We start from the raw sequence: 13,871 nt of genomic DNA on the forward strand, positions 1-13,871 counted from the left end.
CGTTCGGCGCTCGGGTCGGTCTCCATCGTTGTCCTGTCTTCCGTACGGGTAAAAGCAACCTTAGTATTCTCAAATCCTTGCTAGATTATCCCGTTTACACGGTTTGCGCGACACTCCCCCACTGACGATAAAATTGAGTTGGACGCATTTTTGCGAACTGCTCCCTCTGAAATCGGTTGAAGCGCAATCAATGTTTAACGGATTGTTGCCGCGTGCGGCAACAATGTAAGGAGAATGTAGGATGGGCGATTTGCAGACCGCGCATACGGCATTTTATAACGATATGCGGGAAACACAGATTCGTACTTTTCAAGTTGCTGTTCGGTATTCCTCGCAGAGCCCTGATTAGTAACCTTTTCTCAATCAATATTGCTAGCAAACCACTCAATAGTTAACCCTGGATTTCCAACTCCATACTGACCGATAATGGTTTTTCCATCGGATTCGTAGAGCGGTATGTACCATAAATACTCATCGCCATTTGCTTGCTGTTCATATGCCAATGCCAGTAATTGTTCGTTGTAAAGTGCACATTCTTCAGCGGTTTTCGGTTGCTCAAATGGGCCAAAGTGAAGGTCGTCTTGGTAAGCATAACCTATTTCCCCATCAATACCTTCTGCCAAAATGAGATCAGGTGTGTGAGGGTCAGCTGGGTTTTCTACATACCCAGAACCGTAAGTTTGTCCATCATCATTGCGTGGGAATATTGTCGTCAATAGATCCTGCGAAGCGAATGCCGCTGTTGCTACTACAGGAATGGCTATGCCTATTATCAACACAATTAAAGCTGCGTTGCGCACCATCTTGCTTCTCATCTTGTTACATTCCTTTCTTATGTCTTTTAACCCAGGTTTCGTCTAAAAACCCGCGAGACCTTGCAATCACTGGATTTTCTCGAAAAATTCGGTCACCAGGAAGTATTCTGTTACATTCTGTATGGCGATCTGCTTATTCTTCAACAAGTTTCTGATGCCCAGTTTGTCGTAAATGTCCTATCTACTCATGTCAATCCTATCATATTCTCGCGGATTTGTCAATACATTACATTCGAAAAACCTGTTTCGGTTTACCCTTATGGGGAGTGTCAAGGTAGCGAGCCTGCTAAAAATTGAACTTACAAGAAGTTCTTACAAGTTCAAGCCGAAAGGCAAGCTGTCGGGAATTCCGACAGCTTGTCTTAGGCGCAAGTAGAGAATTATCTCAACTTGCTGTCACATAAAAGACCTGAGTGCGGGCATCTGATGCTCCCGTGCTGTCCTCTGCAAATACTTCCACAGACACTTTATACTCTTTCCCAGATTGTCCGTTGTAGTATATTGTATTGCCATAATTAAAGGCATTCGTCCTGGTCATCCCTGTACTGCTTTGCGCAAAACCTCCCACATACGTCCAAGATGATCCACTTTTTTCATAGACTGCGATGGTTTTTCCACCAATTACAGCCATCTGATAAGACGCCGTGACGGAAAACTGTATCGCAAGCCGGCTCCCGGAAGTTGGGGTGACACTCATCGCATAGCCGCTAATCTGGTCGCTTACATCCGCTATCGCATAGACCGATATTGTCAATGACAATGCCAACAGACACACCATCGCTAGAACACTTGCTCTTTTCATATTGTTTTGCTCCCATCTGTATTTGTGAAAATCCGAGATTAGGAATCATATCAACTCAAATTGCGAGGAAATATCCGGGAACATGGTGTTCCCGGATATTTCCTCTGTTGTGCCGTGGGATGTTTTGGAAGTCGAGCGATTATTCAACTGCTATGCCATCAGAAGGACTATTAGGCCCTATTTGCATTTCGCCGATTACATTTCCTTCTCTGTCGTACAGGGGACAAAAATAGAATCCGCCGTTGGCCTGTAATTCTTCCTGCCACGCTAACGCCTCTTCTGGTGTTTTAGGGTCCTCTGGATGTGCTTCATTCATTCTGAAGTATCCTTCGACTCCATTGACACCAATAGCAGCAACGAGATCGGGGTACTCCTCTGGTTCGAGATCTGTGATTGAACCATATGTTTCACCATTTCCGTTGATCGAAAATACTGGCTCAACGCGATCGGCTGGCACATCAGAAGAAGATGCGGCAACCACAAAAATGACGCTAATGGCAATCGCAATACCTAGCAAAAAGGAGCAAACACTAACGAGTTTTTTCATTTCTATGAAACACCTCCAATATTTTGCAATCAAAATTTTATTCACAGCAACCTCGTTGCAATGCAAGCGACTCGCAATCCATGTAGACAGAAAAGTTTTCTATCTACATGAGGGTTCTGTACAGCAAAACATTATATTTTCAACGATTATAACGTGTGGATAAAAACCGCCAGGAATTACGGGTAAGTTGATTGGGAAGGTGAACGGTGAGTGCCATAGGTTGAATATGAAGACCCCTTCCATACTTTATGTTCTCCATGAGAATAACGCTCGCCACTGGCGTCGTATTCGGTAACCCCTGTACTTTGGCCCCATGTGGTACCTGGAGTGTATTCCCATGTTCCTTCCATCACTACTTGATTCGACCCATTGTACAAGCGTGGCAATGTACCTACATATCCGCTTGCTACAGCTGCACTAGTCACAACAGCTGTCCGCGCTTGTGCGTATTTTGTTCCGTCACCCATAGCACGGGCAACAATTTCACAGTTAGCGGTATGTACAACACCACCCGCACCGGTTGCCGTTGAAGTTGGACCTACGGCAGTACCCGCATACGCACTTATTGTAAATCCAAACGTCAGGAGACCAATAAGCAGCCCTGCCAAAAAAGCTCGACTAGACTCTCTTGTTTTCATTTTGAACCACCACGTCCTTTCTTTAGTGCGACAATAGTTATTTCAACGTCTATGTCTATGAAAAAACTTGTTTCCTAAATCGTTATTATCAACCTCCAATCCAAATCTCCCGATTCCGGTTACGCCGGATTAGGTTTTTATATTTTTGTCTACATCTTTCGTCATCTCTGTTTTTATCCTTTGCTTATATATGACTCTGACACATAAAAGCTGACACAATTTTTCCTACTTTTCCAAATAATTTATGCAAAAAGGCACCATTGGTAAATAAAAATATATCCATTGGTGCTTGGACAGCGCTTTGTTGGGGCGATATAATTTTAGAGGCTGTCGAATTGTGAGACCGGCCCCCCGACAAATCGCCACGGGGTTTAGCGTGAATCGGGATTGGGAAGCCAGGGCACAACACAAGGAGGTGTCAAGATGCTGCCTGCACAAGAGGTGTTTTTGGCGGCCCTATACCGCAAAAATTTTGGTAAAATTGCCATCTATGCCGCGGTCGCTATGAAGGATTCTGTGAAAGCACAGGACATCGCGCAGGATGTTTTTCATGAGGCGATTTTACATATTGAGCGTCTCATGATCCATGACAATCCTGAAGGCTGGCTCATGCAGACGGCCAAGAATAAAATACATGAAAATCAACGCGAACGCACACGCTATCTTCAAAAATTTCTTTCTTTGGATTCGGATGTGTTTATAGAGGTCTTCTCTCTTGATGAACAAGAGATTCATGAGTCGAATGAGATCTCTTCTATGAAAAAAATCGCGCAAGCATTGTCGCCGGAAGAATTTCACCATTTGAAGAGACTTGTTTTTGATAAAGCAAGTCACAAAGAAGTGGCCGGCGAGTTGGGCATTACCATAGGGGCCAGCCAGAAACGTCTGGAAAGGATTCGAAAAAAACTCTTTGACGTCTTTCCGGAGCGAAAAAAGCACGTTCGGAACGGACCACCGGCCAGCAGTAGGGGAAATTTTTGACACTTGAATATATATTTGCTGTATATCAATGACTCCATGTGTACGAAAGGAGCCTTGTCCATGTATAAGAAAGAAAAAACCTATGCCTATTTGAACCATCTGAGCACGGAGCAATTGGAAGCGCTTCTGTGTGCAGACAGCATGTCAACAGAGACCGGAAACGACGATATGATTTTCCATATATTAGATATTGTTGAAACACGAGAACACATAAGCCCGACAGGCCGGCTTCCCGATGTGGAAGCATCTTGGAAGGACTTTCAAAAATTTTACAATCCTTCAGAAGGCGAGAGCCGCCTGCTGTATCTCGGTACACAGTCTGACCCCTCTTATGAAACAAATGACAATTTGCTCTCCGCAAAAGGCCCGAAAACGCGCCGTCATGCGCGTTATATCGTACTTTGTGCAGCCATCATCGTCTGCTTTGCTGTTTTTGTCATGCCGTCTGTATTCGGTTATTCGACCTTTTTAGAAATGATCGGGTATTGGACAGACGAACAACTTTACTTCACAGGCGCCGGCAGCGGCATGGCCGATCCTCAAACGGACGATGTATCCGCTGCGTTCACCGACCTTCAGGACGCATTGACCCATTACGGGATTCATGACACTGTTGTGCCGCAGTACATCCCTGACGGGTTCGAACTTCTGGAAATATGGGTTCAAGAATTCCCGGATTTGGGGGATCTCGAATTCAGTGCGCCCTATGTAAAGGGGCCCGACAATATCGTCATCTCCGTTTATCACAGCAGCCACTCTAGAAAAATTTACGAAAAAAATGACCAGGCCGTCGAACAGTACCGGGTGGGCAATACGGAGCACTATATTTTCAGCAATAACAACAACATTACGGCGGCTTGGTATACCAATTCACTCGAATGCTCCATCAGCACCACGCTGCCCGTAGAGAACTTGAAGGAAATCATTGATTCCATTTATTGGTAAATCAAAAGAGGAGGGCGCGCCGTGCCGGAGAATACGCCGATGATGCGCCAATACCGGGAACTCAAAGCGCAGACGGGCGACTGCCTGTTGTTTTTCCGCCTGGGCGACTTTTACGAGATGTTCGGGGAGGACGCCCGCGTGGCGGCCGGGGAGCTCGATCTCACGCTGACCACCCGCGACCGGGGCGCCGAGCGGGAGGAGGACCGCGTGCCGATGTGCGGCGTCCCGTACCACTCGGCCGAGAGCTATATCGCCCGGCTCGTGGAGCGGGGCTACAAGGTGGCGCTGTGCGAGCAGACGGAAGACCCAAAGGCGGCCAAAGGACTCGTGCGCCGGGAGGTGGTGCGCATCGTCACGCCCGGCACGGTGACGGAGGCCTCGATGCTCGACGAGTCGCGCAACAACTTCATCTGCGCCGTCTTCTGGGATGCGGCCGGCGTCGGCCTGTGCTTCGCGGACATCACCACCGGCGAGGCGTACGCCACCCAGGCCTGCGGCGAGGACCTCCTGCAGCCGGCGCTGTGCGAACTGGGGCGCTTTATGCCCCGAGAGGCCGTGCTCGACGAAGGCGCGGCTGAAAACAGCGCGCTCGTTAGCTTCCTGCAAGACCGGCTGGGCTGCGCCGTGGAGCGGCCCGCGCAGGAAACCTTCGACGAAGCGCGCGCCCTGACGGCTATGCTGGCGCAGTGCAAGGCCGAGAGCGCGGCGGCGCTCGGGATTGAGGGCCGCCGCCAGACCATATGCGCGGTGGGCGGTCTGCTGCACTACCTGCAGGAGACGCAAAAAAACGGCGCGGCCTGTTTCGGCTCTCTCAACGTATACGCGCAGGGCCGTTTCATGGAGCTCGACCTGACGGCCCGCCGCAATTTGGAACTGACGGCCGCGCTGCAGGACGGAGGCAAGAAGGGCAGCCTCCTCTGGGTGCTGGACCATACGAAGACGCCGATGGGCGGGCGGCTGCTGCGCGGCTGGATCGAAAAACCGCTGCTCGGACCCGTGGACATCACCCGCCGGCTGCGCGCGGTGGACGAGCTCACGCGGAGCGTCGAACTGCGCGGCGAGCTGCGCGCCGCGCTCTCCGGCGTGGCCGACATGGAACGCCTCATCGGCCGCCTCGCGTTCGGCAGCGGCGGCGGGCGAGACGCGCGGGCTCTGGCCGGCGCGCTGGAGCGGCTCCCCGCGGTCAAAGAACTGCTCTGCGGCGCACAGTCGGCGCTGCTGCGCGAACTGTACAAGACGCTGGACCCGCTGACGGACCTCCGCGAGACGCTGGACAAGGCGTTTACGGACGCGCCGCCCCATTCGGTGCGCGAGGGCGGCTTCATCCGCGACGGTTACGACGCGGAGGTCGACCGACTGCGGGGCATCCTGCGGGACACGCGTGGCCTGGTGGCCCGCATGGAGGCGGCGGAGCGGGACAGAACCGGCATCAAGAGCCTGAAGATCGGCTACAACAAGGTCTTCGGCTACTACATCGAGATCACCCGCACCCACTACCATCTTGTACCGGAGGGGTACATCCGCAAACAGACGCTGGCCGGGTGCGAGCGCTTCATCACAGACGATCTCAAGGAGATGGAGAGTACGATCCTCACCGCTCAGGACCGGTTGACGGCGCTCGAATACGAGCTGTTTCAGGCACTCAGGGAGATGCTCTCCCAAAACGCCCACCGGGTTCAGCGCACCGCCCAAGTGGTGGCCGGCGCCGATGTGCTGTGCTCGCTGGCCGAGGCGGCGGCGCTGTACCGGTACGTCATGCCGGAGGTCGATCATTCGGATGTCATCCGCATCCGGGAGGGACGCCACCCGGTGGTGGAGCGCATGCTGGAGGGCGGGCTGTTCGTGCCGAACGACGCCGAACTGGACAGCAAAGCCCCGGTGAGCATCATCACCGGCCCCAACATGGCCGGCAAGTCCACTTACATGCGCCAGGTCGCGCTCATCGCGCTGATGGCTCAGATAGGCAGCTTTGTGCCGGCCGCCTCCGCGCGCATCGGCGTGACGGACCGCATCTTCACCCGGATAGGCGCGTCCGACGACCTGGCCGGCGGGCGTTCCACCTTCATGGTGGAGATGACCGAGGTGGCCGACATCCTGCGAAGCGCCACAGCCGGCAGCCTGCTCATCTTAGACGAGATCGGACGCGGCACCTCCACCTTCGACGGCATGAGCGTGGCGCGGGCCGTACTGGAATATACGGCGTCGAGCCGTCTTGGGGCGCGGACGCTGTTTGCCACCCACTACCACGAACTGACGGAACTTGAGCGTCTGATCCCCGGCGTGCGCAACTACAACATCGCCGTCAAGAAGCGGGGCGGAGAGATCATCTTTTTGCGCAAAATCGTCCCCGGCGGCGCGGACGACAGTTATGGCGTCGAGGTGGCGGCGCTGGCCGGGATCCCGGAGCCGGTGATCGCGCGGGCCCGAGAGGTGCTGCGGGATCTGGAGGCCGGCGCGCCGGTGCGCGAGACCCGCACACGCCGGCGGCGCGCGGCGGACGACGGGGGGCAGCTCAGTCTGACGGATCTCGGCGCGCAGGAGATCGCCGAGCGGCTGCGCCGGCTGGACGTGAACACCCTCACGCCCCTGGAGGCGCTGACTCTGCTGCACGAACTGTGCCAGAAAGCGCGGGGGTGAAGCTATCCTGGGGTTTCCTGGGACTGTAAGACATAAACAATATAAGGTAAAGTTCGGATCTTTTGCTGTCGATATATTTCATGAGACGTCGAAGCGGTCGGACTGCCCCTGCGGGGCCTTTGGCCCGCCGGAAAGGGGTGCCCTATGGCGCTGGAAACAGCGTTTTTTGTTTTCCGCCGCGGCTTTTGGTGGGTTTTCTGGGGGAATGTTTCATGATGAGTATGCTCTCGGTCGGCAAGAAACTCTTTCTCGGTTTCGGCGTAGCCATCCTGCTGATGATCGACATCTTGGCCATCACCATCGTCACCTCGCTCGCCAGGGACCGGCAGCTCACACGCAACAGCGACCTCTCCGGCCTTGCGTCGGAGATTTTCCGCTTTACAAACAGCTACATGCGCGCGAACGCCGAGGCCAGTGTGATGCTCCTCTCGGTGGGCGGCGACGACAAAGACGACAAATATGTTCAGGCCGTCACGCATCTGGAGGAGAGCGCCGCCGCCCTCGAGGGGATGACCGCCTACAGCCAAAAACTGGACGGCTTCGGCGCCGACCGTTTCAACGAACTGCAGGCCCAATACGACCGGGTGTTCTTCAGCATCCAGGCGGCCCACGAGACGAACCTGCAGATCCGCGCGGCCAGCGGCGCCATGATCCAAACGGGCGACACGCTGCAAAGTACGCTGGACGCCCTGTACGCGCGGGCTCTCTCCTCCACGGCGGCGGCGGTCCGCAACCCCGACGCGACACTGTCTCTCGTCGAGACGGTGCTCCAGCCCGTCCAGCAAACGTCCCTTCAGGTGAGCGAGATGCGCCTGCTGGTTCGCAACATGCTTCTGACCCAGGACATCACCATCATTCCGCAGCTCACCACCACATTGGACGACCTGACGCACACGCTTGAAACCGTCTCTCAGCACATCGCCGCTCCCGCGGCCCAGGAGGTCTGCCGGCAGGTACTTGAGACGCTGGAGGTATATCAGGTCCGCATGGCGGATGTGGAGAGAGCCGTGCGGGAAAACAGGGCGCGTATGACCACGGCCTCCGCCGCCTTTACGGCGATGACCGCCGTGGTGGATGCGTTAAACGAGTCCATCACACAGGAATCGGCCGCCTCGCTGTCGGGTACGATCCACACCGAGCGGCAGGAACTGTGGTTCCTCGCGGGCATCGTCGCCTTCGCCATTCTCGTCTCCCTGTTCACCTCGATCTTCATCGCGCAGGAGGTGCGGGCGTCTGAGGCGCAGATTCGCATCGTGTTGGACGCCTCTCCGCTGTCCTGCTCGCTGCGCGACGAGCGCTCCGTCGTTCTCGACTGCAACCAGGAGACCCTCACGATGTTCGGTCTCTCGGACAAATCGGAGTTCCTCCGGCGCTACCACAGCCTGTGCCCGGAAACGCAGCCGGACGGCCGCCCCAGCGCCCCGCAGGCGGAGGTCCACGCCCGTGAGGCCATGAAGACCGGCTACCAGCGCTACCAGTGGACCTATTTCACGGCGTCGGGCGAACCGCTGCCCGTGGAGACGACGCTCGTGCGTCTGCCGTGGAAGAGCGGCTACCTCCTCGCCGACTACGCCCGCGATCTGCGCGAGGAACTGGCCCACAAACGGCAGATCCGCGAGGCCGACGAGCGCGCCCGCGCGCTAGAGGTGCAGACGCTGGCCGCCCAGGCCGCTTCGGAGGCCAAGAGCCAGTTCCTCGCCTCGATGAGCCACGAGATCCGCACGCCGATGAACGCCATCATCGGCATGAGCGAACTGATGCGCACGGACAACCTGACCGAGGAGCAGCGCTCCTTCTTCACGGACATCCGCCGGATGTCCCGGGCGCTTTTGCAGATCATCAACGACATTTTGGACTTCTCTAAAATAGAGGCGGGCCGGATGGATTTGGTGCCGGATCACTTCAACCTGGAGGAGCTGTGTATCAACATCACGTCTCTCAACCGCTTTGTCGCCGAAAAGAGGGGGCTGACGTTCTCCTATTCCTTCGCCCCGGACGTGCCGCAGGTCGTCTACGCCGACGACGTGCGCATCCACCAGGTTATCACCAACATCGTGAACAACGCCGTCAAGTACACCAAGGAGGGGTCCGTGTCGTTCCGCGTGGAGCGCCGGGAGGAGGCGAGCCGGGTCTGTGCCGCCTTCATCGTCGCGGACACCGGCATCGGTATCAAAAAAGAGGACTTTGCCAAGCTGTTCGGCACCTTTGAGCAACTCGACACGAAGAAAAATCACGGCATCACGGGGACGGGCCTCGGTCTTGCCATCACAAAGCGCCTGATCGATATGATGGACGGAAAGATCCAGGTGGAGAGCACGTATGGGGAGGGCTCCGTCTTTACGATTCTGCTGCCCCTGGAGGCGGGGGACCCGGCCAAAGTGAAAAAAGCCGAACTGTCGGGCACGATCACCGTGACCGGTCACGTCAGCGTTCTGGTGGTGGACGACAACGCGGTCAATCTCAAGGTAGCGCTCGCCTATCTCTCCAAATGCAACATCCGGGCGGACACCGCCGACAGCGGCGAAGCCGCGCTGGCGATGATCCGCAGCAAACGCTACGATCTCGTGTTCATGGACCACATGATGCCCGGGATGGACGGCCTGGAGACCACCGCCCGCATCCGCGCGATGGACGACGAGTGGTGTCAGCAGATGCCCATCATCGCATTCACTGCCAATGCTGTCGCGGGGGCGCGGGAGATGTTTTTGCAGAGCGGGATGAACGACTTCATCTCCAAACCCATCGATGCCGGTGCGCTCAACCGGACGCTGGCCACCTGGCTGCCGTCCGACCGGGTGCGCGCCGCGAACCCGCCCGAGGCGCCGTCCTCCGCGAGCGCTCCGTCGCGCAGGGCGGCGCGCCTCTCACCGGCGTCTGTCCGACCGGAGGCGGACCGTCCGCCCCGCCTCGCGCGCGTACCTCCCACACAGGAAGGGTAGGGGTATCAAACGGACGTTTGACACTCCTATCAGGAAGAGACTATGATATTTTTCTCTCTTGTCCCACAGTCATCATTACACGGCGTCCGCGAAACTCCGGGCCGTCTGCCGCAAGCCTGTCAGGAAAACGCCTGGCGGGCTTTGCCGGACAGCGGCAAACCGGTCGAACCGGTCGGCGCCTCTCCGCCCGATGCGCCGGCGGCGGCGGCCGCACCGGCATCGGAGGAGAGCGCTTTGCCCATGGAAAAAGCGGAAAAGGCACAGAGTCACTTCCTGCGCGCGAGAATCCGCCACGGTTTCTCGTGGTGTCTGGTGGCGCTGTTTCTGTTCGGCGTATACACGTTCCTCTCGCTGTTTCGGTGGATGGACTGGGGCGTTCGAGAGAAGGCGTACCTGCTGCGGCAGGCGTTCTCCGGGCCGCAGTGGGAGTCCTTCTATTTCCCCTACGGCATCGAGGCCGACGCCGGCGCGCCGGCGAGGCGCGCGAGCCGCGGCCCGCCGGTGCTGAGCGCCGTGTTTGAGGTGAAGATCTCCGCCGCGCGGCGCTACGAGCTCCGCTTTCTGGTTCCCGACGACCCGGCGCACCGCTCCGACCGGGGCTGGGTCATCGCCTGTCCTCTCCGTCCGGACGCCGGCGGCGGCGGCTTCATCCGCGACGCCGCAAACGAGCGCACTTACTCCGCCGCCGCCACCCTCCAGCAGATCCACATCGACATGCTGTACTATTTCTCCCAAAACGCCCCCTCATGACGCGCCTCCGCAGGCCGTCACAGGGGGCGTTTTTCTCCTCTCCGTTGTTTTTTTATATTTAATTGCTATCCGTTGTTTTTCCTCTCGCGGAAATTGGCTGTCTGTCGGTGATTTTCTACGTTTACAAGTTGACATGCGCCGCAAAAAGTATATACTATAGGGAAAGAGGAGACGCGAGGGCGACATGTGCAGATGTTGTTCTGTTTAGCGCGCAAAGGAGAGATGCCTAATGCCAACACCATCCCCTTGACTTTATTCAATTTTTATATTGTTTATATATGTATGGTTATATGTATGGTTTAAATGTCAGCGCACGCTGTAGAGGATCTCCCCGTAGGAGGGGTAAGGCCAGTAGGGCTTCGGGACGAGCGCCTCAAGCTTGTCCACCGCCTCGCGGAGGGTCTGCATGCCGCTGAAGACCTTTTCGCGGTAATATTTTGCGCACGCGAAGGTCTCGGCGCACGCACCCGCGCCGGCCACGGCGGCCTCAAGCGCTTCCACGCCCGCCACGGTGCGTTCCAGCAGGTTGGAGAGGCTCTCGGCCAGCGCTAGCTCTGTCTTAACGGAGAGTGTCTCCGAGACCTCCCGCTTGGTCTGAATCAGTTTCACGACCCGTTGCGTGAAGGCCATCACGGCGGGGATGATGCCGCGGCGCGTCATTTCGCTCAGGGTCAGCGCCTCGATGTTCAGGGTTTTGTAATAATTTTCCAAAAGCAGTTCCGTCCGGGAGTGGACCTCGGCGGGGGAGAGCACGCCGTGCTTGTCAAGGAGCGCGACGTTGGCGTCCGCCCCAAACAGCGGCAGCGCATCCACGGTGGAAGCCAAGTTGAGCAGGCCTCGCTTCTTCGCCTCCTGAATCCACTCTTCGGCGTAGTTGTTGCCGTTAAAGATGATCCGTTCGTGCTTGGTGATCGTGTCGCGGATGATAAGGCCTATCTCGGCTTTGACGCCGGAGGCGTTCTCCAACCGGTCGGCGAACTTGCGCAACGCCTCCGCGATGATGGTGTTTAAGATGAAGTTCGGCCCCGAGATCGAGAGGGAAGACCCGGGCATGCGGAACTCGAATTTATTGCCCGTGAAGGCGAAGGGCGACGTGCGGTTGCGGTCGGTGGTGTCTTTGGGGAAGCGGGGCAGCACGTCGACGCCGATGGTCATCTGACTCTTGCCGGGGGCGTTGTAGGCGGCGCCGCTCTTGATGGAGTCGAGGATGGCGGTGAGTTCGTCGCCGAGGAAGACGGAGACAATGGCGGGCGGGGCCTCGTTGGCGCCGAGGCGGTGGTCGTTGCCGGCCGTCGCGATGGAGAGGCGCAGCAGGTCCTGGTGGTCGTCGACGGCCTGGATGACCGCCGCCAAGAACAGCAGGAAGCGCGCGTTCTCGCTCGGCGTCTCGCCCGGTTCGAGCAGGTTTTCGCCGGCGCTCGTGCCGATGGACCAGTTGTTGTGCTTGCCCGAGCCGTTGATCCCCGCGAAGGGTTTCTCGTGCAGCAGACAGACGAGGCCGTGGCGGGCCGCGACGACGCGCATCATCTCCATGGTGAGCTGGTTTTGGTCGGCGGCAATGTTGGTGGTCGTATAGATTGGCGCGAGCTCATGCTGGGCGGGCGCCACTTCGTTGTGTCTCGTCTTGCTCAGGATGCCGAGCTTCCAAAGCTCCTCGTCCAGCTCCGCCATAAAGGCGGCGATCCGCGGTTTGAGGGCGCCGAAGTAGTGGTCGTCGAGTTCCTGCCCCCTGGGCGGCCGCCCGCCGAACAATGTGCGGCCGCAATAGAGCAGATCGGGGCGTTGGTCGAGGATGCGCGCGTCGATGAGGAAGTACTCCTGTTCCGCGCCGACGGTGGTGGTCACGGAGGGCGGGTCCTGGTCGCCCAGGAGCTTCAAGATGCGCTCGGCCTGTTTGGCCACGGCCTGCATGGACCGCAGCAGGGGTGTTTTTTTGTCCAGCGCCTCGCCGGAGTAAGAGCAAAACGCCGTCGGGATGCAGAGCACGTTCCCCTTGATGAAGGCGTAGGATGTCGGATCCCACGCGGTATAGCCGCGCGCCTCGAAGGTGGCGCGGATGCCGCCCGTCGGGAAGCTGGAGGCGTCCGGTTCGCCGCGGATGAGCTCTTTGCCGGAGAACTCCGCGAGAACGCCGCCGGCGCCGTCCGGCTCGATGAAGGACTCGTGTTTCTCCGCCGTGGTGCCGGTCATGGGCTGGAACCAGTGCGTAAAGTGGGTCGCTCCCTTCTCGCAGGCCCAATCCTTCATGGTGCTTGCCACCACATTCGCCACGTCGAGACCGAGATGCCTGCGCTCTCGGATCGTGCTCCTCAACGACTTGTAGATGTCCTTCGGCAGTCTCTGCCGCATGACCTCGTCGCCGAACACCATGCTGCCAAACGTCTGTACCAGATCCGCCATAAATAACCCTTCTTCCCACAATCAAGATAAAACAAGACGCCATGGACAAACCGCCCACAGCGCCTTTGCTGACGATATAATACAATATAACAACCTCAGCGCGCCTTGTCAAGAGTAAAATGCGAACAAGGCGTCTACTTATTATGCCCTTTGCCGCGCCTGGACGTTCTTTTTCGAGCCGACCGCCCAGCCGAGGCTCTCCTGCTGTATTTTGTACAGCCGCGCGAACAGGCCGCCCGCCGCAAGCAGCTGCGCGCCCGTGCCCTCCTCGACCAGCCTGCCGCCGTCCAGCACGGCTATCTTGTCCGCGCCGATCACCGTGCGCAGGCGGTGCGCGATGACGACGACCGTCCGGCCTTTGACAAGCTCCGAAATCGCCGCCTGTATCTGCGTCTCGTTCTCCGGGTCGAGGCTGGC

General features: G+C 57.3%; 10 protein-coding genes. 5 read left to right on the plus strand and 5 right to left on the minus strand.

Annotated features, from left to right (window positions below):
* Window positions 1-359 precede the first annotated feature (359 nt).
* The 3 genes from LBK75_00695 to LBK75_00705 form a co-directional block, all read right to left on the minus strand.
* Entirely contained in the window at window positions 360-815 is a 456-nt protein-coding gene (locus tag LBK75_00695) for a hypothetical protein (GenBank protein MDR1156815.1), read from the minus strand.
* Window positions 816-1,200: 385 nt separating this feature from the next.
* A complete protein-coding gene (locus tag LBK75_00700; GenBank protein ID MDR1156816.1) occupies window positions 1,201-1,617 on the minus strand; it encodes a hypothetical protein in 417 nt (138 codons plus the stop codon).
* Window positions 1,618-1,756: 139 nt separating this feature from the next.
* The gene (locus tag LBK75_00705) at window positions 1,757-2,209 is read right to left on the minus strand and encodes a hypothetical protein (GenBank protein MDR1156817.1); all 453 of its coding nucleotides are present in this window, start codon (window positions 2,207-2,209) and stop codon (window positions 1,757-1,759) included.
* Between the two features lie 1,016 nt (window positions 2,210-3,225).
* Between LBK75_00705 and LBK75_00710 the strand changes: the two genes are divergently transcribed.
* The 5 genes from LBK75_00710 to LBK75_00730 all read left to right on the plus strand — a co-directional run bounded on the left by LBK75_00710 (window position 3,226) and on the right by LBK75_00730 (window position 11,054).
* Window positions 3,226-3,783 carry a sigma-70 family RNA polymerase sigma factor gene (locus tag LBK75_00710; protein ID MDR1156818.1) on the plus strand — a complete coding sequence of 186 codons (558 nt, stop codon included), beginning with the start codon at window positions 3,226-3,228 and terminating at the stop codon, window positions 3,781-3,783.
* 60 nt (window positions 3,784-3,843) lie between these two features.
* Window positions 3,844-4,728: a DUF4367 domain-containing protein gene (locus LBK75_00715; GenBank protein MDR1156819.1), complete on the plus strand. Its 885-nt coding sequence runs from the start codon at window positions 3,844-3,846 to the stop codon at window positions 4,726-4,728.
* 21 nt (window positions 4,729-4,749) lie between these two features.
* A complete protein-coding gene (mutS, locus tag LBK75_00720; GenBank protein ID MDR1156820.1) occupies window positions 4,750-7,365 on the plus strand; it encodes a DNA mismatch repair protein MutS in 2,616 nt (871 codons plus the stop codon).
* A 212-nt stretch (window positions 7,366-7,577) separates the two neighbouring features.
* Window positions 7,578-10,304, plus strand: coding sequence for a response regulator (locus LBK75_00725; protein MDR1156821.1), 2,727 nt, complete (start codon window positions 7,578-7,580; stop codon window positions 10,302-10,304).
* A 240-nt stretch (window positions 10,305-10,544) separates the two neighbouring features.
* Window positions 10,545-11,054, plus strand: a complete 510-nt coding sequence (locus LBK75_00730) for a hypothetical protein (protein ID MDR1156822.1) — start codon at window positions 10,545-10,547, stop codon at window positions 11,052-11,054.
* A gap of 306 nt (window positions 11,055-11,360) precedes the next feature.
* On the opposite strand, the gene LBK75_00735 is transcribed toward LBK75_00730, so the two are convergent.
* Both LBK75_00735 and LBK75_00740 read right to left on the minus strand, forming a co-directional pair.
* A complete protein-coding gene (locus LBK75_00735) occupies window positions 11,361-13,454 on the minus strand; it encodes a glutamine synthetase III (protein MDR1156823.1) in 2,094 nt (697 codons plus the stop codon).
* 141 nt (window positions 13,455-13,595) lie between these two features.
* Window positions 13,596-13,871, minus strand: a 276-nt coding sequence (locus LBK75_00740; protein ID MDR1156824.1) for a hypothetical protein, incomplete at its 5' end; no start/stop codon positions are given.

Source organism: Oscillospiraceae bacterium, assembly GCA_031265355.1.
GTDB lineage: Bacteria > Bacillota > Clostridia > Oscillospirales > UBA929 > JAIRTA01.